Below are 25686 nucleotides of genomic sequence, written 5' to 3'. Positions count from 1 at the left end.
CGGTGAGGTCGCGGCCCCAGCGGGCCGGGGGTGATACGGGAGGCGATGTGACGTCCGACGTGTGGCGAGGTCACGGGAGTCCCGCCGGATCGGTGACGTTGGAGAAGGTCGCCGGGCTCCGGTGGCGGGAGCCCCGGCGTGCGGCCGCGATGGCACAGGAGGTTCTGCAGGAGGCTGCCGAGTCCGGCGACGCCGGAACCTGGCTGCGGGCCGCCGGCTGGCTGTTGCACGGCCGGTCGGCGGTCGGCGACGCCCGGGAGGCGGCACTGGAACTCCTGGCGGACATCGACACGCGAGCGGGCCGGGACGTCCTGCGCCGTCCCGAGGCGGCCCGCCTGCGGGTGGAGCTCGCCGCTCTCGCCCAGGCCAACGGCGACCCGGATATCGCCCGCGACCTCGTCGACGCGTGGGACACCGCCGGACCGGCCGCCGGACCGGAGCAGGACGAGCTCGATCTGGACCGCCTGGCGGTCCTCGTCCGATGCGCGCTGGTCGACGGTGGAGGCGAGCTGTCCGGCCTGCGGGCGGAGGTGGAGGCGTTGTCGCAGCGTGTCCACGGGGAGCCGGAAGCGCTCGCCGAGCTGCTGCTCGGGTCTGTCCACCGCGACGACGGCGAGCCGGCCGCCGCCGCGGAGCGCGCCCTGCGGGGTCTGGCCCGGCTGGGCTGGACGCCCGCGGCGCCGTCGATCCCGCCCCGGTCCCCACACCTGGGGTGTGCCCTGCTGAGTCAGTGGGCGACGTCCCTGCTGGAGGACGGAGCCGCCGCCGACATCCCGGACGGCGTCAGACAGCTCGAGGTCGTCGACGGCGGCCGGCACGGCGTGCTCTGGCGCCTCGCCATCGCGCGGGCGTTCGCCGGCCGGGCCCGCCCCACGGCCGACGTGCTCGAGGACGCGGCGTCCGCCGCCGCGGCCGTCGACGCGCCGTCCCTGGAGGCCGCGTGCCGCTCGGCCCAGGCCGAGCTGTACGAGGGGGCGGGCCGGTACCAGGAGGCACTGCTCGCCGTGCGGGCGGCGACGGACGCGGAACGGACCGACCGTGAGCGTGCCGAACGGCTGCGTGAGGCGCTCGCGGGTCCGGCCGATGCCCTGGCGGACGTCGCCGGCCGGGAACCCCTCGCCGTCGGATGGTCCGACGACGACCCGGACGTCGGTCGTCCGTCCGACGCGCTCTCCACGTGGGCGGGCCCCCGGACGGTGCTGGACGTCGGCGATCCCCTCGGCACAACGGGTGCCGCGGACACGGATGTCGCCGCGGACACGGACATCGAGTCGGATGCGCCCATCGCGGCCGTGAACGGCACCGCGGTCGCGGGGCCTGCGCTGTCCACGCTCGACGTCGACGCGCTCGGCGACCTCGCGGCGTCTCCGGGCGACGGCCCCACGGAGGGACGCGGGATCGGTGCCGGCGTCACCGGACTCCCGACCGATGCCGCGCGGGCGGTCGACGACACCGCGCGGGCGGCCGACACCGTGCAGGCGGTCGACGACACCGTGCAGGCGTCCGACGACACCACGACGACCGAACCGCCGGAGCCGGGCCGGTCGGCGATCGTCGCCCACGGCGTCGTGTCGGTCGAGGCGTCCTCTCCGTTGCCGGGCAGCCGAGGTGCCGACGACGAGTCCGGTGAGGGCTCGCCGCTCGCGGACGCGCTGCTGGCGGAGCTGAACGAGCTGGTGTGCGAGGTCGCGGACGTGACCCCGTCGCGTCCCGCCGCCCCGCCGGGCACCGATGCCATCGAGAGCGTCGCCACCGAGATCGAGGATGGAGCACCCGTCGACGGGCCCGACACTGCTCCGCAGGGCGTACGTCGCGACCCGTGGATCGTCCTGGAGCTCGTCACGGACGACGGCGGGCCCGTCCGCCACGCTGACGTCGGTGAGATCCGTGCCGACCTGGCCGCGCGCGCGGGCCGGCTCGTCCCCGCGGGCGCCGCGGTCCGCGGGCCCGACGACGTCGGGGACCGGGTGGTGCCGGACAACGCCGTCGAGGTCATGGTGGCCGGCGCCGAGGGCGTCGCCGTACAGCTCTGGGCGCGATCGCTCCTGGGTCATCTGGCGAGCAGGGTGTCCCGCCGCGGACTGCCAGAGGGGTCGCTCCTGCGGGCGCGGGTCCACGGAACCGACGGTGCGATCGGCGACGTCGGTGCACAGCCCCTGAGAGCACCGGATCCGACGGCGGCAGCCCCCGTCTCCGAACAGGTGGCACCGACCGACGCGGGCTCCGAGACCCCCGGGCGCTCGACGCTCGAGCGGCTGGAGGTGCGGCCCGGCTCCGGCGGTCGCCGACGCAGGGGATCCGGAGACGACGGCGCGTCGGCCGCCGAGCCGGTCGCGTCGGCAGGGGCGGCCGCGCCGGTCAACGGGGTCACGGTGGAGCACCCGCGAACGGGCGACCCGGCGAGGATCGGACACGGTCGGCACGGCTCGGGTGAGCCGTCCGCGGAGTCCTCCACGAAGGGCGGCGGTCGGCGACGCCGGGAGGACCTCGATCCGGCGGCACACATCGTCGACGGAGCGTCCGTGCCACTCGACGGACGTCGTCGGCGGCACACGGATGGGGACGCTGCCGTCGAAGCGGCGGAGTCGCTCGCCTCGACCGAGCGCGTCGATCAGGACGACGACGCAACGCGGCGTGACGCCACGGGTGGTCCGAGGACGAACGGCAGGCCGTCCCGTCTCGAGTCGCGCCGCGCTGCGATCACTTCGCCGACGGAGGCGTTGTCGGCCGACGATGTGTCGAGCGGGGCGAGCGGCGAGGACTCGGCGGGCGGTGTCGGGGCAGGCGGGGGTGGGGAGGCCGGCCGAGGACTCGACCCCGCGGACGGCGTGGCGGCGGCGGAGGCCGCCGCATCCGTCGATGGTGTTCCGACCGGCGACGGCGGCCGGAGCGGCGACGGATCACCCAACGACGACGACGTTCGGGCCGGCGACGACGTTCGGGCCGGCGACGATGCGGGGGCCGGCGACGGATCCTCACGGGACGGTCACGCCCGGACCGGCGCCGTATCACGCGTCGGGCGTGCGGCCCGGAGACGTGCCGAGCGGGCCGGCGACCTGTCGACCGCAGGGGACGTGGCTCCGGACGCTGCCGACCACGGAGATCTGCTCGGATCCGGCGACGTATCACGCGTCGGGCGTGCGGCCCGGAGACGTGCCGAGCGGGCCGGCGACCTGTCGACCGCAGAGGACGTGGCTCCGGACGCTGCCGACCACGGAGATCTGCCCGGATCCGGCGACGCAGCCGGAGCGGCATCGCCGCCGCCGAGTGTGGACGAGGTGGATGCCCACGACGGCGCCCCCGAGAGCGGCGGCTCCGCGGCCCATGCCGACAGCAACGGTGGGGCGGGGAGCCGTCATGGCTCCGACCGACCGTCCGACGGGCGTCCGGTGCGACGGCCGGACCCGTTGGACACGAGCGTGCCGGTCGAGGACGTCGTTCCGGACGGGGCGGTGTGGCTCGAGGGCGAGTGGGTGGTTCCCACGCCGCTGGGGCAGGCGACGGCCGACGCCGTGCGCAACGGCGGTGGTACCGGACGCCTGACGGATCCGCCGACAGCCCTGGAGACGTCCGCACCCGCGACCGCTCACGAGGAGGCGGCGGGGGAGGAGCACGGTCGGGCAGCCGGTGCCGAGGACGGTCGAGCGGTCGACGGCGATGCGGACGGTCGGGCAGCCGGCGATGGCGGGACCAGCCGGACGGTTTCCGATCGCGGGAACGGCAGGTCGGCCGGCGATGGCGGGACCAGCCGCGCGACCGGCGATGGCGGGACCAGCCGCGCGACCGGCGATGGCGGGACCAGCCGCGCGACCGGCGACGGCGGGACCAGCCGCGCGACCGGCGACGGCGAGACCAACCGCGCGACCGGCGATGGCGGGACCGGGCGCGCCTCCGACGACGGCGGGAACGGGCAGGCTGCCGCGGGCGAGGGTGCGGACGGGCGTACGACCAGCGGCGAGAACGGCCAGGTGGTGGGCGAGAACGGGTGGGCGACCAGCGGCGAGAACGGGAGACCCCGGCGGGATTCGACCCCGTCCTCGCGCCGGGAACGCCGTCCGCGCACCGAGCGGCGCTCGGGCCGCGCCGGGCGGGGACGCGACGTCCCGGCGACGGGAGGCGACCCCACGGCGATCCCGGACGACCTCGGACTGGGCGACCTGCTCGCCGGAGCGCTGGCCGCCTACCGCGACATCTGACCGTCGCAGAGCTCTGACCTGCGGATTCACGAAATCAGCAGGATCCGGCCTACCTCGCCCGCCCGGCCGTGGGGAACGGTTAGGGTTCGGACGGCATTGTCGGCGGGGTGGGCCGGAGCATGATGTGAAGAGCACGGGAACGGGCAACGGCGAGCGGGACGACGTGGTCGACGGGCAGGACCTGCGCCGTCTGTACCTGCGGCACACGCCGGAACTGGACCGCCTCGCCGGGGCCGATCCGGCGCTGCCCGCGTTCGACGACGTGATCGCCTCGCATCTCACGATGGCGGCCGTCCGCATGCCCGGGACCCCGCTCGTCGAGGTGCGCGGCGGAACGGGTGAGGACGCCGCGGGCCGGGTGACCGTCGAGATCGTCACCGACGACATGCCGTTCCTCGTCGACTCCGTCGAGTCGGCGATCGGGCGCGCGGGCGGAGTCGTGCGCCGGGTCGTGCACCCGATCGTCGTCGTCCGCCGTGACGGCGACGGTGTGCTGACCGGCGTGGACACCGCAGCCGACCCCACCGCGGCGCCGGACGGCTCCGTCGCCGAGTCCTGGATGCACCTGGACCTGGAGGGGGCCGACCTCGCGGGCGACCTCCCCGGGCTGCGCGCCGACCTGGAGCGGACCCTCGCCGACGTCCGCGAGGTCGTCGTCGACGGGGCGGAGATGGTCGCGAGGGCGCTCGCCGTCGCCGAGGACGCGGACCGGTCGGACGCGAGAGGGGACGCGGGGGAGACCGGGAACGGTACGGAGCCCCACGAGCTCGGCGACCTCCTGCGCTGGATGGCCGACGACCACTTCACGTTCATCGGCTACCGCCACCACGTCCTGCGCGACGGGCGGCTGGAACCGGAGCCCGGGACCGGGCTCGGCGTGCTGCGGCCCGACGAGGCCCGGTCGCTGACGTTCCTGCCGGAGGGCGGCCCCGACGTCGACGACGCCACGATCGTGATCACCCGGGCCAGCGGCCCGAGCCGGGTGCTGCGCCCGGTCCACCCGTACTACGTGGGCGTGCGGACCCGGGACGCCGACGGCACGGTCACCGGCGAGCACCGCTTCCTCGGCATGCTCACCGTGCCCGCCCGCTACGAGAGCGTCCTCGACATCCCGATCGTGTCCCGGAAGGTCCGCGGCGCGATCCGGATGGCCGGCCTGCCCGCCGACTCGCACTCCGGCCAGCAGATGCTCGAGGTGTTCTCCGGGCTGCCGCGCGAGGAACTGTTCTCCTCGTCGGAGCGGACGCTGCACGACACCGCCGTCGGCGTGCTGGCCGCGGCGGCGCGTCGCGGGGTGCGCGTGTTCGTGCACCCCGACCCGTACCGGCGGTTCCTGTCCTGCCTGGTCTACCTGCCGCGCGACCGGTACACGACGACGTCGCGGCTCGCCGTCACCGAGGTGCTCCGCACCCGGCTGGGCGGCACCGACGTCGCCTACACCGCCCAGGTCAGCGAGCAGTCGCTCGCGCTCGTGCACTTCACCGTGACGACCGACCCGTCGTCGGCGCCGGTCGCGTTCGACCTGGAGTCGCTGCAGGACGAGGTAGCCGAGGCGACCCGGACCTGGGACGACCGGCTGGTCGCCGCGCTGGGCGCGGAGGGCGCCATGGTCACCGGCCTGCTGGCCGGCATCCCGGAGTCCTACAAGGCGGGCATCGACCCGACCCGCGCCGTCGAGGACCTGCGACGCCTGCTCGCGCTCGGCCAGGAGGGCTTCGACGTCCGGCTCTACCGTGACCTGGCTGGCGGAACCCGGTTCGCGCTCTACCTGGCCGACTCGCCGGTCACGCTGACGACCGTGCTGCCGGTGCTGCAGCAGCTCGATGTGGAGGTGCTCGACGAGCACCCGGCCGAGTTCCGCCGCCCGGACGGCCGCCGGTGCTGGCTCTACGACTTCGGGCTGCGTCCGGCGGGCGACCAGGAGACCGCCCAGACCCACGACACGGCCACCCGGTTCAACGACGCGTTCTCCGCCGCTTGGCGTGGCGACGCCGAGTCCGACCGGTTCTCCGCGCTCGTCCTGCGCGCCGGACTGCACTGGCGCGAGGCGGCCGTGCTGCGCGCCTACAGCCGCTACGCCCGCCAGCTCGGCGGCCTGTTCAGCCTGCAGTACACCGCGAACGTGCTGGTCGCGTACCCGGACGTGGCGCGGGCGCTGGTCGGCCTGTTCCGGGCGCGCTTCGACCCGGCCCAGGACCAACGGGAGAAGGCCGTCGACGCGTCGCGCACCGACGTCGTCGCACTCATCGACGAGGTCACCGGCCTGGACGCGGACCGGATCCTGCGCGGACTGCTCGCCATGATCGACGGGACGCTGCGCACGAACTGGTTCCGCGACCGCACGTTCTTCTCGTTCAAGCTGGATCCGTCCGCGATCCCGGACGTGCCCGCCCCGCGCCCGCGGTTCGAGATCTTCGTGTACTCGCCGCGGGTCGAGGGCGTGCACCTGCGGTTCGGTCCGGTCGCCCGTGGCGGGCTGCGCTACTCCGACCGCCAGCAGGACTACCGCACCGAGGTGCTCGGTCTGGTCAAGGCGCAGGCCGTGAAGAACGCCGTGATCGTGCCGGTCGGTGCGAAGGGCGGGTTCGTCGTGCGCGCCCCGTCGCCGGACCCGGAGCAGGTGCGCGCCTGCTACACGACGTTCGTGTCGGGGCTGCTCGACGTCACGGACAACCTGCGCCACACGGGCGACGGGGGCACCGAGACCGTCCCGCCACCGGACGTCGTGCGTCACGACGGCGACGACTCCTATCTCGTCGTCGCCGCCGACAAGGGCACCGCGACGTTCTCGGACCTGGCGAACTCGATCGCCGCCCAGTACGGGTTCTGGCTCGGCGACGCGTTCGCCTCCGGCGGCTCGGTCGGCTACGACCACAAGGCGATGGGGATCACCGCACGCGGCGCGTGGGAGTCCGTGAAGCGCCACTTCGCCGAGCTCGGCGTGGACACGCAGAGCCAGGAGTTCACCGTCGTCGGCGTCGGGGACATGTCCGGCGACGTGTTCGGCAACGGCATGCTCCTCTCCGAGCACATCCGGCTCGTCGCCGCGTTCGACCACCGGCACGTGTTCGTCGACCCCACGCCGGACGCGGCCACCTCGTTCGCCGAGCGGCGCCGGATGTTCGAGCTGCCGAGGTCCACATGGGACGACTACGACCGCTCGCTGGTCAGCGAGGGTGGCGGGATCTGGCCGCGGACGGCGAAGTCGGTCCCGGTTGGACCCCAGATGCGGGACGCGCTCGGCCTGGACCCGTCGGTGACGGCGATGTCGCCGCCGGAGCTGATCCACGCGATCCTGCTGGCCCCGGCCGACCTGCTGTGGAACGGCGGCATCGGCACCTACGTCAAGGCGGCCACGGAGACCCAGGCCGACGCGGGTGACAAGGCCAACGACACGATCCGGGTGAACGGCCGGGACCTGCGGGTCAAGGTCGTCGGCGAGGGCGGCAACCTCGGGCTCACCCAGCGCGGCCGGATCGAGTTCGCCCGCGCAGGCGGGCGGATCAACACCGACGCGATCGACAACTCGGCGGGCGTGGACTGCTCCGACCACGAGGTCAACATCAAGATCCTGCTGGACCGGCTCGTCGACGCCCGCGCGCTGGACCGCCCGGAGCGGGACGCGGTGCTGGCCTCGATGACCGACGAGGTCGCCGACCTCGTGCTGGACGACAACCGTGACCAGAACGAGGTCCTCGGTGTCGCCCGCTCGCACGCGGCGGCGATGGTCGGCGTGCACGGACGGATGGTCGACGACCTCGTGGAGCGCACCGGCCTGGACCGCGACCTCGAGGTGCTCCCGGACGACGCCGGGTTCGCCGCGCTGGCCGAGGCGGGCCAGGGGCTCACCGGTCCCGAGCTGTCCACGCTGCTCGCGCACACCAAGCTCGACCTGACCCACCGGCTCCTGGACACCGACCTGCCGGACCGGCCGGCGTTCGCGCCGCGCTTGCCGGAGTACTTCCCGACGCCGCTGCGCGAGCGGTTCGGGGACGCGATCCCCGCCCACCCGCTGCGCCGGGAGATCGTCGGAACGCTGCTGGTCAACGAGATGGTCGACGGCGGCGGGATCAGCTACGCGTTCCGGCTCGGCGAGGAGATCGCGGCCGACGTCGGGGACACGGTGCGCGCCTACGCCGTCACGACGAGCGTGTTCGACCTGCCCCGCCTGTGGGACGACGCGCGGGCAGCCGACGTCCCGGTCGCGCTCGCCGACGAGATCGTGCTGGACTCGCGCCGGGTGCTGGACCGGGTGTCGCGCTGGTTCCTGACGAACCGGCCGCAGCCGCTCGCGATCGGCGCCGAGATCGCCCGCTTCCGGGGCGGGATCGCCGCGCTGCGCGACCGGCTGCCGGACCTGCTGTGCGGGCACCAGGCCGAGATCGCGATCGCGCGCGAGGAGGAGCTCCGCGTGGCCGGGGTACCCGCCGACCTCGCCGCCCGGGCCGCCCGGTCGTTGTACGCGTTCGGGCTGCTCGACGTCGTCGAGCTCGTGGAGCTGTCCGACCGCGACCTCGAGCCGCGCGACCCGGCCGAGGTGGCCCGCCTGTACTTCGCGCTGTCCGAGCACCTCGGCCTGGACACGGCGCTGACGGCGGTCAGCAAGCTCGAGCGCGGCGACCGCTGGCACGGGCTCGCCCGGCTGGCCCTGCGCGACGACCTCTACGGCTCGCTGCGGGCGATCACGCTCGACGCGCTGCGCGAGACCCCGCCCGGCACCGCTGTCGACGAGGCGATCGAGGCGTGGGAGCGGGCGAACTCGTCGCGCCTGGTCCGGGCGCGCGCGGCGCTGGAGGAGATCGGCGCGTCCGCGACGCTCGACCTGGCCACGCTGTCGGTGATCTCACGCCAGCTACGGGGGCTCGCCCGGTGATCCCCCGGAGGGGCGATCTGAGAGGCTGCACGACGTGTCGCCGTTCGTCACCTCCGTCGCGTTGCGCTGGACCGATCTGGACGCCTACCGGCACGTGAACCACGCCCGCGTGGTCACGCTGCTCGAGGAGGCGCGCATCGAGCTCGCGTTCACCCAGGCCGGCCGCGAGAGCCTGACCGGGTTCGCCGACGGGCTGCTCGTCGCACGGCTGGAGGTCGGGTACAAACGGCAGATCGCCTACCGGCCGGAGCCGCTCCGGGTGACGATGACGGTCCGGGACGTACGGGCCGCGTCGTTCACCATCGACTACGCGTTGCACGACGGTCCGGACGAGACCGACCCGGTCGCCGTGCGCGCGTCCACCGGGATGGCGCTCTACGACCTGCGCAGCGGCAACGTCCGCCGGATGGACGCCGACGAGCGCGCCTTCCTGCAGCGGTACGTGCCGGACACGGGCGAGGCGGCGTCGTGACCCTCCGGCTGGCCGACACGGCCGCGCGCGACGACCTGGGCGCGTTCACCGCCCGCGTCGTGCGGCTCGACCAGGCCGGGGCCGTGCGGCTGCGCGGTGCCGGCGGGCGCGTGACGGCGTGGGCGCACACCCCGTTCGACGTGCTCGTGACGCGCTCGGTGGCCGGGTCGATGGAGCCCGCACAACAGACGGTGCCGGCGTCGGCGCTGCTCACGGCGCTGGCGGTGGAGCGTGCGGAGGCGGTCGATCCGGGCCCGTCGGGCGGGATCTGGTCCGGGGAGCTGCCTCCGGACGACGGGTGGGAGCGGATCGACGACGTCCCGGTCGCCGAGCTCGACGGGCTCGCCGACCGCGGGATCGCTCTGGCCCGCGAACACGCCGGCCCGATGGGGCCACCGGCGTCGCTGCTCGACCAGACCGTGCTGACGGTCTCCGCCGGCGCGGCGCGGCCGGTGAAGGTGCCGATGCGGGTGCTGTTCGCGATGTCCGGGATGGGGTTCCTCGGCGAGCGGAGCGGACGCGGGACGGCCGTCGACGCCGACGCGGCCGGCCCCGACCCGGTCGTGCGCGTGTCCGCGACGGGATCGTGGGTGCGTCTCGACGCGCGCTACGGCGCCGTCGTGCGCAGGAGGCTCACGTCGCTGCCGCTGCTGACGGTGTGAGCCGTCGGGCCCGGTCTACGGTACGAGCCGTCAGGCCAGTGTCACGACGGAGACGGAACCGCCGCCGGAGTTCGTGACCCACGCCGTCCGCCCGTCCGGGGAGACGGCGATCGAGGTGGGATTCGGGCCGACCGGTGCGCTGCCGGCCTCGGTCCAGGACCCGGTGTCGACGACGGTCAGCGTGTCGCCCACGGTGACGTAGAGGTGCCGCCCGTCAGGGGCGAACGCGAGCGCGGTCGGCGGACCGTCGACGCGGACCGAGGCGATCTCGCGCCCGTCGGTCGGGTCGAGCACGGCGACGCGGTCGGTGTCCGGGCCTGCGACGGCGACCTGGCCCGCGGTGGGGGAGGCGGCGACGGCCTGGGCGTCGCCGGTGACCGGGTAGGTGCCGAGGACGCCGAGCGTGTTCGGGTCGACGACGGTCAGCTGGCCGGACCCGTGGTTGGCGACGTAGAGGCGGTCCCCTTCGGGGGAGGGGGCGACGGCGTACGGGTCGCGGGATACCGGGACGGACCGGGTCTGGACGCCGGCGACCGGGTCGATCTCGTCGACCTTGCCGGACCCGCGCCCGGCCAGGTAGACGAAGCGGCCGTCCGTCGACGGGACGACACCCGTCGGGTTCGGGTCGACCGGCATGGTCGACAGCAGCTTGTTCGCGACGACGTCGACGACACCGAGCAGGTTCACCGCGGCGCCGTCGTCGGACATGCTGACGTAGGCGCGGGCGCCGTCCGGGGACATCGAGACGAACCGCGGCGGCCCGGGCAGCGGGATCTCGCCGGCCACGGCGTCGGTGGACGCGTCCAGGACGACGAGCCGCGGTGCGTCCTGCACCGCGAGGTAGGCGAACCGTCCGCCGGGCGAGACCGCGACGTCCTCCGGCCGCTGCGCGACCGGCACGGTGGCCCGGACGGTCGGGTCGGCGCGGCTCGCGGCGGGCGGCGTGTCCACGGGCCGGAGTGCCTGCGCCGCAGGGGACTCCGCGGCCGACCCCGCCCCGGCCGGCTGCGGGTCCGGAGTGGACGGGGCGACGATCGCCCAGATCGTCAGTGCAGCCAGCAGGATCGCGGCCATACCGATCGCGAGGCCGCCGAGGGACACCCCGCGCCCGTGCCGCGGCTTCGCGGACATGATCGCGTCGCGCGGCGGGGTGGTCTTCCTCGCCGGAGGCTCCACGGCAGCCGCCCCACCGGTGGCCGCCTCGGTTCCGGCCGCCCCCGCCGTCCCGGCCTCCGCGGCGCCGGCCGCCGCGACCGTGCCCGCCGTGCCGGTCGTCGCTGCGGTCGCGGTGGCCGTCGCCGCTCCGGTCGCCTCCGTCGCTCCGGTCGCCTCCGGCGTGCCGGTCCCGTCCGGTGCCGCCTGCGGCCCGTTCCGCGCCACATCCGGCGCGTCCGATCCCGCCGCCGGGGCGGCGACCGTCGCGTCCGGGGCGGGGCGACGCACCTGCTCCCGCGTGTCCGGCGTGTCGGTCCCGCCGGGCACTGGGCCGGCCGTCCGGTCGGAGTCCGGACGCCCGGGCGCGGCCGGACGCAGGGCCCCGGTCGCGTCGACGGCGCCGTTCGTGTGCTCGCCGGGGCGCGCACCGGTGGCCGGTGGGGCCCACCCGGCCGTGCCGCTCGGCTGGGGTCCGGCCGGCTGGGGTCCTGTCGACCGGTGGCCGTGGCGCTGGTCGGCCGGGTACGGCCCAGCCGGCGGGCCGGCGGGCTGCGGTCCAGGTGGCTGTGGTCCGGGCGTCTGTGGTCCGGGCGTCTGCGGGCCAGGCGTCTGCGCGCCGCCCGGCTGGGGGCCGGTGCTCTGCAGACCGGACGGCCGGGATCCGGTCGGCCGGGGATCCGGGGACTGCGGCCCGGTGGTGCGGGGGTCGCCGAACCGTCCGGTGCCGTCCGGCGCCGTGGGACGGAACGCCTGGGGGCCCCGGGCACCGTTCGCCGGCACGGGGCCGACGGTGCCGTTCGTGTACGGGCGCGGCGCGGCCGGTGCCCAGCCACTGGCGTCCCCGCCGTTGCCACGCGCCGGGCCGGACGGGTCGGCGTCGCCGTCGGTGAACGGGCGTGATCCGGCCGGTGCCCAGCCACTGGCGTCCCCGCCGTTGCCGCGCACCGGAGCGGACGGGTCGGCGTCGCCGACGGCGTAGGGGCGCGGCCCGGCCGGTGCCCGTCCGCCCGCGTCCCCGCCACGTGCGGTGTCCGCGGCGCCCGCGGGGTCGTGGCCGGGCGACCATGTCCGGGTGTCCGCGTCGTAGCCGGCCTCGTCGGTCCTGTCGGGGTCCGACGGACCGTCGTCGGTGACGGCCGGCATCACATTGGTCGTCGCCGACGCCGACACGTCGCGCTCCGGAGTGGCCGGACGTGCGGTCGGACGGAACCCGGCCACGTCGTCGGTCGTCCGGCCCCGGTCGGCGGCGGGAGCGTGCTCCGGGGGAGGCGCCGAGAGCGGCGGCTCGTCCTCGACGGGCCCGCGCGGCCCCGGCCGGCCCGGCATCGTGGGTCGTGGCGGGGGAGCAGGGGTGTCGGCGACCGGGTCGGTGCGCCGCCTGCCCGGCATCGTGGTCCGGCCGGTCGACGTGACCGGGTCCGCGGACGGGTACCGGCCCGGCACCCGTCCGAACGCCATGCCGGGCAGCACGTCGGTCTCCGGCCCGTCGCCGGGGGCCCGGTCCGGGCGCGCCCCGAACAACGGCCACCGCTTCGACGGGCTCTCGTCGTCGTCCACACCGGCCGGGTCCTCCGGCGAGGAGCCGCCGCCCGGGTCGTGCCACGCGGCCTCCCGCGTCGGACCCGTCTCCGGGTCGGGAACGCGGGCGGGCGGGGGCGCGATCGGCGGCGGGACGACGTCGCCTGGCGCGGTGGCCGGGGTGGCGCCGGAATCGTCCGACCGATCACGCAACGGCGTGTCGCCCGCCTCCGGGGGGTCGCCGTGCGTACGCTCCGCCCCGGACGATGGGGGCGTGGGTCCCGTGGGGGGACCGACGTCCACCGGTCCGACGCCCAACGGGTCGTCGCCCAGGTCGCCGAGATCGGCATCCTCGACGGTGTCGGCCGTGGCGACGGGTTCGGCGCGCGCGACCTCGCCCGGTGGCGACGGGTCGCGGGTGTCGGTGGCGTCCTCCGCGCGGGGCGGTCCGGCGGCTCCGGCGGCCCGGTCGGCAGCACGGTCGACACGGTCGACACGGTCGACACGGTCGACACGGTCGACACGGTCGACACGGTCGACACGGTCGACACGGTCGACACGGTCGACACGGTCGACACGGTCGACACGGTCGACACGGTCGACACGGTCGACACGGTCGACACGGTCGACACGGTCGACACGGTCGACACGGTCGGCACCGTCAGCGGCGTCCTGCTCCTCGGCCGAGGAGATCCCGGACTGCATGACGAGCTCGACGAGTGATCCGGGCACGATCGGGACGCGTCCGGTGCGAATGGCCTCGCCGAGCCCGGACGGGTCCTGCTGCGGGGGGTCGCCTGCCCCGTCGACGTCACCGTCCGGCGGGCCGGCCGGCGACGTCATGCGGGGAGCGATGGTCGGGGGCTCATCGAGACCCGATTATCGACGCCCCCGGCTCGGCATCGTGGACCGGGTGGGTGTCCCGCCCGCCACCGGATCGTGGTCCGCCGCGTCGTCGCTGGTCCGGGCCGTGCCCGCCTCGTCGGTCCCGTGCGGGTCGTCGGCGTCGTCGGCCCGCATGCCCGGAACGAGTCCGAACGCGAAGGACCTCCCGTTGGCCGGGCCGCCCGCCGACCGGTCGCCGAACGGCAGGACGCCGATCGAGGACGTCGTGAACGGCGGGATCGCGCCGACCGCGGTGCTCACCCGGTCGTCGTCCCGCCCGCTCCGCTCGTCCGCGGACGCGTCGGATCGGACGTCGTCGAGATCCTCGACGGCGGTGTCGACCCCGCTCACGCTCCCGAGCTCCGCGGGGACGCTGTGCTCGTCGAGCTCACCGCGGAGCAGGCCGTGCAGGCGGGCCAGCTCCTGGCGGACCTCGTCCCGCAGGGCGGCCATCCGGCCGATGTCACGGGTGGCGTCCGCCCGCTGCCGCTCGATCGTCCGCTCGGCCTCGCGCAGCAGGTCGGCGGCACGGCTCTCGGCGGCGGCGGTCTCCTCGGCGGCGCGCCGCTCGGCCTCGGCGCGGATCTCCTCGGCCTCGGCACGCGCGCGTTCGACGATCCGGTCGACCTCCTGCTCCCGCGCGTCGAGTGCGGAGCTGCGGGAGGTGAACTCGTCGTCGAGCTTCGCCGCCCGGCCGAGCAGGGCCTCCTCGGTCTGCTTGCGCGCCCGCTCCGCGTCCGCGCGGGCCTTGTCGAGCAGCGCGGACGCCTCGTCGGACGCCTTCGCCCGCAGTGCGGCCGCCTCGTGCTCGGCGGCGTTGAGCACCCGCTCGACGCGCTGCCCGAAACCGCGGTCCTCGGCGCCCGGCGTGCCCGAGTCCTGCAGACGGCGCACGTGTGCCCGCGCCGTCGCGACCGCCGCCTCCGCGGTGTCGGCGCGCACGATCTCGTCGCGGATCCGCCGGTCCAGCTCGGCCAGGCGGGCATCCACCTGGGCACGGTCGTAACCGCGCAGCACGACGGCGAACCAGGCGCCGGGCATGCCCTCGGTGGCATCGGGTCGCTCCACGACGTGCCGATCGCCTGCCGGGCGCAGCGGCGCGGGATCCGGCACGGCCGCGATCTGCGGGCCGAGCGAGTGCCGGGCCGGCGCGTCGCCGGTCGTCGTGGGGTCGGAGCTCGTCGGATCCGCCTCAGGCCGGCGGGATGACATTGCGTGCACGGTAACCGCCCGTAGGAGTCGCATTCCGTCTCGTCCCTCCATCGGAGTGACGCATCGCCCGGCTCAACGACGCTCGTGGCTCACGGTGACGGAAATCAGGTCAACCAGGCAGAGCTGTACGCCGGAAGGACGTCCACAGGAGCGGAGCGGCTGGAGATCAGCAGTTCCCCGGGCGGCAGCGGGACCGGAGCGGCGGAGGTGTTCAGCGCGCACACGAGCGACGAGCCGGGGCGCCGGAACGCGAGACAGCCGTCCGGTGCGCCGAACCACTCCAGCTCGTCGGTGCCGGCCACGGACGTGAAACCGGGGTGCGTCCGTCGCAGCTCCAGTGCGCGGCGGTGCAGGGAGAGCGCCGAGGTCGGGTCCTCCAGCTGGGTCTGGGCCTCGGCCCACGCGAACGGCTCGCGGGCCACGCCGGGCACCGGGGTGCCCCAGCCGGGCAGGCACAACTCCTCGCCGGCGTCGAGCACCGCGGTACCCGGGAGCGCGAGCAGCAGCAACGCCATCGCCCGCGCACGGTCCCGGCCGCCGAAGCGGGTCGCGGCACGCGCGTCGCCCGGGCGGCACAGCGACCAGCCGGGCGTCGCACCCGAGGCCCGCGTCGCCCGCAGCGACCCGTCGACGACCTCCCGGATGCGCCCGGCGTCGAACGGCACGTACCGCAGCCCCTGCTGCACGGCCAGGTGCAGCTCGTCCGGTCGCCCGTAGGCGGCGAACCGCTCCGGGTCGGCGACGTCGACGCCCGCCGCGGCGATCCGCCCGGGGTAGTGGTCGAGCACGGCGCGGACCGTGCGGTGCGCCTCGTGTACGCCGGGCAGGTCCGTGCGCGGGTCGTCCGGCTCGGACAACGGTCCCCGCTCGTCCGGCCGGGGGTCCTCGTCGAACGACGGCCGAGGGCTCAGCAGGTGCGCGCCGTCGATCCAGAGCCCGTCGACGCCGCGGTCGCACCAGGAGCGGATCGCCTTCTCGGTCTCCGCCCACACCTCGGGGTCGGCCCAGTTCACGTCCGGCAGTCCCGGCCCCGGCAGGTGCAGGTACCAGTCCTCACCGGACCCCAGCCGGGACCAGGCGGGCCCGCCGGCGAGATCGCGCCATCCGGTCGGCGGCAGCGAACCGCTGGGACCGCGCCCGCGGCGGACGTGCAGCCGTTCCCGGGCCGCGGAGCCGGGATCGGAGTGCAGGGCCTCGCGGAACCACTCGTGGTCGGTCGTGACGTGGCCGGGGGCCAGGCCGGTGAGCACCCGCAGGCCCGCGGCGCGCGCCCGGTCGGTCAGCCGCGCGAGCGGATCCGGCGGCGCGGGTGGCTCGCCGCCAGGGCCGCAGACGGCCGACGGCCCGAGCGCGACGGCGTCGACGTCGAGCAGCTCCAGGTAGCCGAGCCGTTCCCGCACCCCGTCCAGGCCCTGCTCGGTGAAGGCGCGCACGTCGACGGCGTAGACCACCGCGTCACGCCACCAGCTCACAGAACGTCATGATGCCTGCGCACGGGTGCGATCAGAAGTCCGAATTCACCATACTCGCGGCCGCGTACTGCAGGTAGTGCCACAGTTGCTCACGGTGGGGGTCGTCCAGGTCCGCCTCGTCGACGGCCACCTTCATGCAGCGCAGCCACGCGTCGCGCTCGATGGGGCCGACCTTGAACGGCATGTGTCGCATCCGTAACCGAGGGTGACCGCGTTGGTCGGAGTACGTGCGCGGGCCGCCCCAGTACTGCTCGAGGAACATGCGCAGCCGGTCCTCGGCGGGACCGAGGTCCTCCTCCGGGTAGAGCGGGCGCAGAATCTCGTCCTCGGCGACCTGCTCGTAGAACCGGGCCACGATCCGGTGGAACACCGGATGCCCGCCCACCTCGGCGTAGAAGTTCTGCGGGGCACTCACGGGGTCATCGTCGCCCATCGGGATCGGTCACGGTGCGGTCGGGGTGGTGCCGTCCGGGCTCTGGGTGCCGCCGTTGCCCAGACCGGGGAACGCCGGCCGCGGGATGTCGTGGTCGTCGAACGCGTCGGTGATCGCCGCGTTCAGCGCCCGCTGCACGGCCCACTGGCGGCCCGGCTGGACCCGCACGGTCACCCGCAGCACGACGCCCTCCGAGGTGATGCGCTCGACGCCCAGCACCTCGGGCGCCTCCAGCACGTCCTCCACCAGGTCCTCGCGGGACGCCCGCTCCGCCGCCGTCGAGCCGGCCAGCTCGGTGACCTCCTCCATGTCCGCGTTGTGCGCCACCGGGAGGTCGATCATCGCGATCGCGTAGCCCTGGCTCTTGTTCCCGACACGCAGGATCTCGCCGTTGCGGACATACCAGACCGTGCCACGGATGTCGCGGAGCGTGGTGATCCGCAGACCGACGGCCTCGACCGTGCCGTTCGCCTCGCCGAGGTCGACGATGTCGCCGACGCCGTACTGGTCCTCGAGCAGCATGAACATGCCGGACAGGAAGTCGCGCACCAGGTTCTGCGCACCGAAGCCGACCGCGATGCCGAGGACGCCCGCCGAGGCGAGGATCGGTGCCAGCGCGACGCCGAACTCGGCCAGCACCATCACGAACGCCACCAGCAGCACGACCGCCGAGATGATCGAGCGCAGCACCGAACCGATCGTCTTCGCCCGCTGCGCCCGGCGCTGCGTGATCAGCGGCGCGGCCGCCGTGCGCAGCCGCTTCGGCGCGCGGCCGAGCAGCTTCGTGAACGACCCGTCGGTGGCGCCCTCGACGAGCCGGGTGATCGCCCGGTGGGCGAGCCACCGGACCACGACCGCGACCACGACGATCACGAGGATCGTGATCGCGCGGTCCATCAGCGTGTCCGCCGAGCGGGACAGCACGTCGTTGTGCGTGTAGCGGTAGAACGTCGCGCACCACGACCCGGCGTCGGACGCGCAGGCCGGCGGGTTCTCGCCGGGGATCGGCAGGTCCTGGAACGGGATCCCCTGGGACGGTTCGGACGTGCTCACGTGGCGCGAGAGTACGTCACCCCGTGGCGCGGTCCGCGCGGTCCGCGACGTGCGAGGGGACGTCCCGGGTGGCGCGCAGGTCCGGGGCAGGCTCCGGTGTCCCGAACACCGTGCGGACCGGTACGACGCCCGCCCACGCCGCGTCCGACGCCACGTCGTCGTCCTCGTCGGCGGGCGGTCCGGAGCGGACCTTGACGCTCGCCTCACCGAGATCGAGGGCCAGGACGGAGGTCGCGGCGAGCTCGCGACGGGTGGGTGGGCGGGCGTGGTCCCACGCGCCCGGCGTGAGGTGCTCGACGATCACGCGCAGCCCGCGCAGCTTCTCGTCGGAGTCGGTGACCCGGCGGGCCACGCCGTGCGCGACGGCACTGCGGTAGTTCATCGAGAAGCTGAACACGGCGCGGGCGTGCACGATGCCGTCGAGGTGGGTGACCGTGACGCAGGCAGGCATCTCGTCGCCCGTCAGATACCGCGCGCCGGACGATCCGTGCAGGTAGAGGACGTCGCCGTCGCGTCCGTACGCGGTGGGGAGGACGACCGGCGCGCCGTCCGCCACGAAGCCGAGGTGACAGACGAGACCGGCGTCGAGCACGTCGTGGAGCTCGGAGCGTTCGGAGCGGCCGCGTTCGGCGTGCCTCCCGAGCGTGCTGCGCGGGGTGGGGGAGAGCGTCTCGGTCATGGGGCACACCCTCGCGCGGGAAGTGGCATCGTGGAACGGCCATTTCCGCACGGATCGAGGAGGCCGATCGGCGTGGTCGAGGTCCCGCCCGTCCCGCTCGACCGTGCCTCGGTCACGCCGCTGGCCGTCCAGCTGGCCGACGGCGTGCGCGAGGCCGCCGTGCGCGGCGCCCTGCGACCCGGTGACCGGCTGCCGTCGACCCGTGCCATGGCCGCCGAGCTCGGCGTGAGCCGCACGGTCACCGCCGCCGCCTACGACCAGCTGCTCGCCGAGGGCTGGGTGCGCGGCCGCACCGGCGCCGGGACGTTCGTGACCGCCGCACCGACGGCCGGATCGCGGCCGCCGCCGGTCCGCACCGCCGCGCCGGGCGAGGACGGCGAGCGGCCCGCGCTGTCGCTGGCGGCCGGGCGGCCGTGCGTCGACGTGCTGGACCCGGCCGCGTGGCGCCGTGCCTGGCGGGCGGCCGCCGACCCGCCGGTCGACGACGAGCCGGTGCCGGCCGGGTCGCCCGCGTTCCGGGCGGCGGTGGCCGAGCACCTGCTGCGCCACCGCGGTCTCCCGGCGGGCGCCCCCGACCTGCTCGCGACGGCCGGGAGCTCGGCCGCGGTCGCCGAGCTCGGGAGGGTGCTCGGTCCCGGGGCGCTGGTCGCCGTCGAGGAGCCCGGTTACGTACGTGCCGTGACCGCGCTGCGGGCGGCCGGCTGCGACGTCGTCGGGGTCCCGGTGGACGAGGCCGGGATGGACGTCGACGCGATCCCGGACGGGTGCGTCGCCGTCTACTGCACCCCGGCCCACCAGTTCCCGCTCGGGTCGCGGCTGGCCGCGTCGCGCCGGGTGGCACTCGTGGAACGGGCCCGCGCCGAGAACCTGCTCGTGATCGAGGACGACTACGACGGCGAGCTCCGCTACGACGTCGCCCCGCTCCCGCTGCTGGCGTCCCTGGCGCCCGAGGTCGTCGTGCACCTCGGCACCGCCAGCAAGATCCTCAGCCAGACGGTCGGAGCGGGCTGGATGGTCGCGCCACCGGCGATCCGGGACGCGATGCTGGACCTGCGCTCGCGGACCGGCACCCGCCCGTCGCCCGCCGGGCAGCGGGTGTTCGCCGCGTTCGCCGCGCACGGTGACCTCGCCCGCCATCTGCGACGGCTGCGGCGCGAGATGCGAGCCCGGCGCGACCTGCTGCGGGAGGCGGTGGAGCCGACGGGCTGGTCGGTGACCGGGGAGGCGGCCGGCGCGCACGTCGTGCTCCGGCCGCCGGTCGACGCCCCCGACCTCGAACGCCAGGTCGTCACCGAGCTGGGCGCCCGCGGCGTGCACGCCGTCGGACTGGCCGACCACCTGCACTCGGGCGGCTGGCACCGGCCGGGCCTCGTCGTCGGCTACGCGGCGCACACCCGCGACGGCCTCACCGTCGCGCTGGGTCACCTCGCCGCCACACTCACGGCGACCCGGTGATCGGCGCGTGCGGCGGATACCGGCCACCCACGGCCGGGATCCGCCGCGGTTCCCGATCACCCCGGGGGCCGGGTCGCGGGGGGGTGGGGTCGGGGGACCCGGCCGGGAGACGCCTACCCTCGTCGTTCATGACCGAGGGCAAGGTTCGGGTCGCCGTGGTGTTCGGCGGGCGCAGCTCCGAGCACGCGATCTCGTGCGTCTCCGCAGGCAGCGTGCTGACGCATCTCGACCCGGACCGCTTCGAGGCGGTACCGGTCGGGATCGCGCGCGACGGGGCGTGGGTCGTCGGACCCGGTGACCCGGAGCGGCTGGCCATCCACGGCCGCGAGCTGCCCGAGGTCGACGGTTCGGCGGACGCCGTCGTGTTCCCCGCGGAGCCGTCGCGCGGTCTGGTCCGGCTGGACACCGAGCGGGGCGCGGGCGGAGCGAGTGTCGACACCGCGCGCGCCGGCGAGGCGCTCGGGGACGTCGACGTCGTGTTCCCGGTGCTGCACGGCGCGTTCGGCGAGGACGGCACGATCCAGGGCCTGCTCGAGATGGCCGGCGTGCCCTACGTCGGCGCCGGCGTGCTGGCCAGCGCCGTCGGCATGGACAAGGAGTTCGCGAAGAAGCTGCTCCGCGCCGAGGGTCTGCGGGTCGCCGACGGCGTCGTGCTGCGGCCGGGCACCGACGTCGGGTTCGCCGACCGGGACCGCCTCGGCCTGCCGCTGTTCGTGAAACCGGCCCGCGCCGGGTCCTCGATGGGCGTGACCCGGGTGGTCGACCCGGCCGCGCTGGACGCCGCGATCGCCGCCGCCCGCGAGCACGACCCGAAGGTGCTCGTCGAGGCCGCGGTGCCGGGCCGCGAGATCGAGTGCGCGGTGCTGGAGTTCCCGGACGGCACGGTCCGCGCCAGCCTGCCCGCCGAGCTGAGCTACGGCGGCGAGTTCTACGACTTCGAGTCCAAGTACCTCGACGTCTCCGAGCTCGACATCCCCGCCAAGATCGACGACGAGACCGTCGAGGCACTCCGGTCCCAGGCGGTCACCGCGTTCCGCGCGCTGGACGTGCAGGGGCTCGCGCGCGTCGACTTCTTCGTGGACGACAGCGATCCCTCCCGCACGCCCGAGATCACCGTCAACGAGGTCAACACGATGCCCGGGTTCACGCCCAGCTCGGCGTTCCCGAAGATGTGGGCGGTGACCGGGCTGGACTACCGCGAGCTGCTGTCCGTACTGGTGGACACGGCCGTCGCGCGCGGCACGGGCCTGCGCTGAGGGGCCCGGGTCAGCGCACCTGGACGGGCCGCTGCGGCAGGGACGCGGTGACCGCGTCGGACACCCGCTGCAGCGGGCCGGACCCGGCCTCGGCGGGCGCCGACACGGTCAGGTAGACCTCCCGGTCGACCACCGCGTACGTCGTCGAGCTCGACGGGCCTCCGCTCTCCGGCAGCGGGAGCCAGTTCACGCCGTTCACCACGAGCAGCGGCGACGACGGGCCGAGCGCCGCCGGTCGCGGCACGCCGCAGCGCAGCACGACCGGCGCGGGCGCCGCCGCCCACGCGCGGACCCCGACGACGGCCGGCTCGATCCGGCGCGGCCCGAGCGTCCCGCCCTCGGACGGCATGAAGCCGTTCACCGCGTCCAGCACGGAGCTGCACGCCGTCGAGCCCGCGTCCGGCGCGGCGACCGTGCCCACGTCCAGCGGGCTGGTGTCCGGCTCGTTCGGGTCCGGGACGTCCGGGCTCACCAGGGCGATCACCGCCACGACGACGGCGAGCAGCACGGGGAGCGCCACGGCCAGCAGCAGTGGGCCGCGGGGGAGACCGGTCTTCGGCACGGTCAGCCCAGCTTGACCACGGGGCAGGTCAGCGTCCGGGTGATCCCGTTGACGTTCTGCACCCGCGCGACGACCAGTCGGCCCAGCTCGTCGACGTCGTCCGCCTCCGCCCGCACGATCACGTCGTACGGCCCGGTGACGTCCTCGGCGGACAGCACCCCCGGCAGCTCGCCGATCTGGGACGCCACTGCCGCGGCCTTCCCGACCTCCGTCTGCACCAGGATGTATGCCTGCACCACGGCGTGCCCCTTTCCGATCACGGGTGTGGCTGCCGGAAGGTGGACCGGCAGGAAGTCCGAAGTTCGGAAGCAGAACGTACCGGAGGTCGCCCCGTGCCGACGTCGCCGATCACCCCGCCCGGCGGAACCGAGGCGGACGTCTCACTGTCGGAGGTCGGGGAGTTCGGCCTGATCACGCGCGTGACCAGCGGACGTCGCCAGCCGCCGACGACGTTGCTGGGTCCCGGCGACGACGCCGCCGTCGTCGCCGCGGGGGACGGCCGCGTCGTCGCGACGACCGACGTGCTCGTGCAGGGCGTGCACTTCCGGCTGGACTGGTCGTCGCCGGAGCAGATCGGGCGCAAGGCGGCCGCCGTCAACCTCTCCGACGTCGTCGCGATGGGTGCGGTGCCGACGGCGCTGCTCGTCGGGCTGGCCTGTCCGGCCTCGACGCCCGCCGCCGTCGCCGCCGGGATCGCCGACGGGCTGTGGGCCGAGGCGGACGTCGCGGGCGCCGGTGTGGTCGGTGGGGACCTCAGCTCGGCGTCGACGATGGTCGTCGCGGTGACCGCGCTCGGCTCGCTGGAGGGCCGGGAGCCGGTGACCCGGGGCGGGGCGCGTCCGGGCGACGTCGTCGCCGTGGCCGGGCGGCTCGGCTGGGCCGCCGCCGGGCTCGCCGTGCTCGGGCGCGGGTTCCGGTCGCCCGCCGTGCTCGTCGACGCCCAGCGGACGCCGCAGCCGCCCTACGCGGCCGGACCGGCGGCCGCGCGGGCGGGTGCCACGTCGATGATCGACGTCTCGGACGGCCTGCTGGCCGACCTCGGGCACGTGGCGAGCGCCTCCGGCGTCCGGATCGAGCTGGACCGCGCCGCGTTCGCCGTCCCGTACCGGCTCGGCGAGATCGCCTCCGCGCTCGGCGCCGACCCGCTGGACTGGATCCTCACCGGCGGCGAGGACCACGCGCTGGCCGCGACGTTCGCGCCGGACACGGCGTTGCCCGAGGGCTTCACGCCCGTCGGTCAGGTGTCCGACGGCGACCCGGCCGTCCTCGTCGACGGCGCGGCCCACGAGGGCGAGCCGGGCTGGCGGCATTTCCCGCCGGCGTGAGGTGAGGTCAGGACTCCTTGCGCCAGAACAGGAACACCCGGCGCAGGGCCTTGCGCAGCGCGGGGTGCCCCGGTACCGAGCGTTGCGGCTCCGGGTACGGGCGGATCGACGGGAGGTCGGTCGGGCCGCGGTTGTCCGTGGTGCGGTGCGGGGGCGCCAGACCGTCGGCCGCGGGGAGCGTCGGCGGGTCCATGGCGACGAGGGTCGGGGGGAACTGGCGCGGGTCGGGCGTGGTCGTCGGGGTCTCCTGCACGACCTCGCTATCGCTCTCCGTGTCGACGCCGTTACCCGGCGGGGAGATCTCCTCCATGTGGCCCCAGCGTAGTCGCCTCGCCCGCAACGATGCCGGGGCGGTGAACGTGCTCACGGCCACGTTCGGGACCCGTTTCCGGCCGGATGACGGTTACCGTACGTGACACGGGCGGTGTCGGGCCGCCGCCGAGTCGACGGAGCGGAGCCATGTCCTCACCGGTCGTCGCGACCGTCGCGTGGCTCGCGCTGGCCGTCGTCGTCGTGCTGGGGGCGGTGGTCGCCGTGCTCTCCCGGCGACTCGATGCGCTGACCCGGGCGCACTCGGACCGCAAGTGGGAGATCGCGCGCCTGCGCGCCGAGATGGGCGCGTTGCGGCGGGACGTGCGTCCGTCGGACGAGCCGCCGGAACCGGAGCCCGCCGACGTCGACGACGGCGGGCGCCTCTCGCGGTCCTGGCCGGCCAGCCCGACGGCGTGGCGCCGTGGCCGTGGACACCCGCCGGTCCGGCCGCGGCGGCGGCGCCTGGGCTGACGGTGATCAGCGGTTGTGGAGCGGTCCGTTCGCCCGGCGACCGCTCCGCTCCCCGACGGGTGATCAGCGCACGGGTGCCAGCGCCCAGGTGCGGTCCGGGCCCCACGCCGTGCCCATCGGGGCGCCCGTGCCGGACGGCACGATCTTCGTCGTCATCCGCATGTCCCGCGGCACCGGGCGGACCGGCTCGAAGTTCAAGTAGTTGAGCCGCAGCAGCGCCCCGCCGAAGCCGGTGGCCTCGTCCACGCGCGTGCGCAGCGAGGCGGAGATCGACCCGCGGTCGGCGAGCCCGTCGAGGACCCGGCAGCGGCAGTAGTAGGCGAGCGTGCCGACCTCGCCGGGGGACTCGATCGTCGCGCCGCGGGGGAGCTGTCGGGCGATCCGCTCGTACTGCGCCGCCGTTGCCCAGTTCGACGTCAGCGGTGGGACCCCGGACGCCACGACCAGCCCGGCGCACACGGCGGCGAGTGCCACGACCGGGGCGGCCGCGACGGCGACGCGCGGGATCCGCGCGCAGGTCAGCGCGGCCAGCAGGGTCAGAGCCCCGGTCGACGGCGCGTAGTACCAGTGGAACGGCGCCACGCTGAGCGCGGTCATGGCCCCGGCGTGCGCGAGCGCCCCGAACCCGATCACCGCACCGATCCGGCGCAGCTCGGGCCGGACGAGCCAGAACGGCAGCGCGACGAGCCCGACGAGCGTCGGAATCGCGATCAGGACCGTCGCCGTCGGGAACTTCTCCGACCACAGCCCCGGACCGTTGGCGAAGCTCCACGGTCCCCAGTGGATGCCGCTCTTGACCATGAGCGTGTCCGGGATCGCCGACCCGAGCAGGTACCACGACCAGGCCAGCCAGGGCAGCGTCACGGCCGTCGCCCCGAGCGCGGTGCGCCACCAGTCCCGCCCGCTCACGACGACGGCGACGAGCGCGACCGCGCCCAGGTCCGGACGCGTGATCACCAGCAGGCCGGCGAGCAGCCCCGCGGCCCACGGCGCGCGCGCCGACACCCGCTCCGTGACGCCGACGATCAGCGTGAGGGCCAGCGTGGACTCCAGCCCGACCGTCGACAGCATCAGCGGTGACGTGGCGAGCAGCGCCAGCCCGGCGGCGGGCGCCCGCCACGCCGGCATCCCGATCCGGACGCCGATCTTCGTCAACCACGCCGCGACGAGCCCGTAGCAGATCGCGAGCAGGACGCCGGTCGCCGTCACGGCGTCCCGCACCACCGCGGTGACGCCGCCGAGGAGCAGCACGTTCAACGGCGAGGTCGCCGTGTTCGACGGGACACCCGGGTAGACGCCCCACTCGCCGTAGATCCCGAGCGTGCGGGCGTAGGTCAGCGTGATGTACGCGTCGTCGACCATCGCCCGCCCGACGACGGCGAACACGGTCGCGCCGACGAGCACCCCGACCGCGGCGGCGACGGCGGTCGGCGGCACCGCCCTGCGGTGACGGGCGGGGCCGTGCACCGGCGCGAACAGCTGGTGGCGGCCGCTCTGCTGGCGGGGGATGAGATCGGTCGGACGGTCGTCGAACGCGTCGGCGTCGAGTTCGTGCTGCGCGGCTCGGCGGCGGAACGGGCGGTCGGGGGAGGGCAGCGGGGCCTCCCGGACGCGCGCGTGGCGGCCGCGCGTGAGCGTGGACACCGGCGGCGGCTCCCCGCCGGTCTCCTGCCGCCCACCCTCCACAGATGAGTT

19 protein-coding genes are annotated in these 25686 nt (G+C 75.4%); 9 read left to right on the top strand and 10 right to left on the bottom strand.

From position 1 onward, the window contains the following. Positions 1 to 149: 149 nt before the first annotated feature. The 4 genes from EV378_RS36195 to EV378_RS06645 all read left to right on the top strand — a co-directional run bounded on the left by EV378_RS36195 (position 150) and on the right by EV378_RS06645 (position 10203). Complete coding sequence (locus tag EV378_RS36195; protein WP_243653319.1) at positions 150 to 4196, top strand: hypothetical protein; 4047 nt, start codon at positions 150 to 152, stop codon at positions 4194 to 4196. Positions 4197 to 4320: 124 nt separating this feature from the next. Beyond that, positions 4321 to 9069 carry an NAD-glutamate dehydrogenase gene (locus EV378_RS06655; protein ID WP_243653318.1) on the top strand — a complete coding sequence of 1583 codons (4749 nt, stop codon included), beginning with the start codon at positions 4321 to 4323 and terminating at the stop codon, positions 9067 to 9069. Positions 9070 to 9103: 34 nt separating this feature from the next. After that, positions 9104 to 9541, top strand: a complete 438-nt coding sequence (locus EV378_RS06650) for an acyl-CoA thioesterase (protein ID WP_132421829.1) — start codon at positions 9104 to 9106, stop codon at positions 9539 to 9541. Beyond that, the gene (locus EV378_RS06645; protein WP_132421827.1) at positions 9538 to 10203 is read left to right on the top strand and encodes a DUF8185 domain-containing protein; all 666 of its coding nucleotides are present in this window, start codon (positions 9538 to 9540) and stop codon (positions 10201 to 10203) included. Before EV378_RS06650 ends, EV378_RS06645 begins: the two co-directional genes overlap by 4 nt. A gap of 30 nt (positions 10204 to 10233) precedes the next feature. Here the strand turns inward: EV378_RS06645 and EV378_RS06640 are convergent, their stop codons facing one another. Next, the gene (locus EV378_RS06640) at positions 10234 to 13089 is read right to left on the bottom strand and encodes a YncE family protein (RefSeq protein ID WP_132421825.1); all 2856 of its coding nucleotides are present in this window, start codon (positions 13087 to 13089) and stop codon (positions 10234 to 10236) included. Positions 13090 to 13119: 30 nt separating this feature from the next. Here EV378_RS06640 and EV378_RS36190 point away from each other — a divergent pair, with 30 nt between their 5' ends. Beyond that, positions 13120 to 13599 carry a hypothetical protein gene (locus tag EV378_RS36190; protein ID WP_132421823.1) on the top strand — a complete coding sequence of 160 codons (480 nt, stop codon included), beginning with the start codon at positions 13120 to 13122 and terminating at the stop codon, positions 13597 to 13599. A 156-nt stretch (positions 13600 to 13755) separates the two neighbouring features. Here the strand turns inward: EV378_RS36190 and EV378_RS06630 are convergent, their stop codons facing one another. From EV378_RS06630 to EV378_RS06610, 5 genes are all read right to left on the bottom strand, one after another. Beyond that, positions 13756 to 14973, bottom strand: a complete 1218-nt coding sequence (locus EV378_RS06630) for a hypothetical protein (RefSeq protein WP_132421821.1) — start codon at positions 14971 to 14973, stop codon at positions 13756 to 13758. A gap of 104 nt (positions 14974 to 15077) precedes the next feature. Beyond that, entirely contained in the window at positions 15078 to 16445 is a 1368-nt protein-coding gene (locus EV378_RS06625; protein WP_132421819.1) for an alpha-amylase family glycosyl hydrolase, read from the bottom strand. A gap of 31 nt (positions 16446 to 16476) precedes the next feature. Then, the gene (locus EV378_RS06620) at positions 16477 to 16860 is read right to left on the bottom strand and encodes a globin (RefSeq protein ID WP_279389596.1); all 384 of its coding nucleotides are present in this window, start codon (positions 16858 to 16860) and stop codon (positions 16477 to 16479) included. A 27-nt stretch (positions 16861 to 16887) separates the two neighbouring features. Continuing rightward, positions 16888 to 17931, bottom strand: coding sequence for a mechanosensitive ion channel family protein (locus EV378_RS06615; RefSeq protein WP_243653317.1), 1044 nt, complete (start codon positions 17929 to 17931; stop codon positions 16888 to 16890). A 16-nt stretch (positions 17932 to 17947) separates the two neighbouring features. Further along, the gene (locus EV378_RS06610) at positions 17948 to 18610 is read right to left on the bottom strand and encodes a pyridoxamine 5'-phosphate oxidase family protein (protein WP_132421815.1); all 663 of its coding nucleotides are present in this window, start codon (positions 18608 to 18610) and stop codon (positions 17948 to 17950) included. 72 nt (positions 18611 to 18682) lie between these two features. On the opposite strand from EV378_RS06610, the gene pdxR reads away from it, so the two are divergent. Next, a complete protein-coding gene (pdxR, locus tag EV378_RS06605) occupies positions 18683 to 20065 on the top strand; it encodes a MocR-like pyridoxine biosynthesis transcription factor PdxR (protein ID WP_132421813.1) in 1383 nt (460 codons plus the stop codon). 128 nt (positions 20066 to 20193) lie between these two features. Then, entirely contained in the window at positions 20194 to 21321 is a 1128-nt protein-coding gene (locus EV378_RS06600) for a D-alanine--D-alanine ligase family protein (protein WP_132421811.1), read from the top strand. Between the two features lie 10 nt (positions 21322 to 21331). Here EV378_RS06600 and EV378_RS06595 read toward each other — a convergent pair whose 3' ends face one another. Next, positions 21332 to 21883, bottom strand: coding sequence for a DUF3515 domain-containing protein (locus EV378_RS06595; protein ID WP_165922163.1), 552 nt, complete (start codon positions 21881 to 21883; stop codon positions 21332 to 21334). 2 nt (positions 21884 to 21885) lie between these two features. Next, a complete protein-coding gene (locus tag EV378_RS06590; protein ID WP_132427515.1) occupies positions 21886 to 22122 on the bottom strand; it encodes an Lrp/AsnC family transcriptional regulator in 237 nt (78 codons plus the stop codon). Positions 22123 to 22215: 93 nt separating this feature from the next. Between EV378_RS06590 and EV378_RS06585 the strand changes: the two genes are divergently transcribed. Then, positions 22216 to 23208: a thiamine-phosphate kinase gene (locus EV378_RS06585; RefSeq protein WP_243653316.1), complete on the top strand. Its 993-nt coding sequence runs from the start codon at positions 22216 to 22218 to the stop codon at positions 23206 to 23208. Positions 23209 to 23215: 7 nt separating this feature from the next. Here the strand turns inward: EV378_RS06585 and EV378_RS06580 are convergent, their stop codons facing one another. Beyond that, a complete protein-coding gene (locus EV378_RS06580; RefSeq protein ID WP_132421807.1) occupies positions 23216 to 23518 on the bottom strand; it encodes a hypothetical protein in 303 nt (100 codons plus the stop codon). Positions 23519 to 23667: 149 nt separating this feature from the next. Here EV378_RS06580 and EV378_RS06575 point away from each other — a divergent pair, with 149 nt between their 5' ends. Next, positions 23668 to 23991 (top strand): hypothetical protein, encoded by a 324-nt coding sequence (locus EV378_RS06575; protein WP_132421806.1) that lies wholly within the window; start codon positions 23668 to 23670, stop codon positions 23989 to 23991. A gap of 63 nt (positions 23992 to 24054) precedes the next feature. On the opposite strand, the gene EV378_RS06570 is transcribed toward EV378_RS06575, so the two are convergent. Next, entirely contained in the window at positions 24055 to 25635 is a 1581-nt protein-coding gene (locus EV378_RS06570) for a hypothetical protein (protein ID WP_132421805.1), read from the bottom strand. Positions 25636 to 25686 lie beyond the last annotated feature (51 nt).

Origin of the sequence: Pseudonocardia endophytica, from assembly GCF_004339565.1 — a bacterium.
GTDB classification, from domain to species: domain Bacteria; phylum Actinomycetota; class Actinomycetes; order Mycobacteriales; family Pseudonocardiaceae; genus Pseudonocardia; species Pseudonocardia endophytica.
Note: the sequence above shows the minus strand (reverse complement) of the source record. Positions and strands in the feature narration are given on the sequence as shown.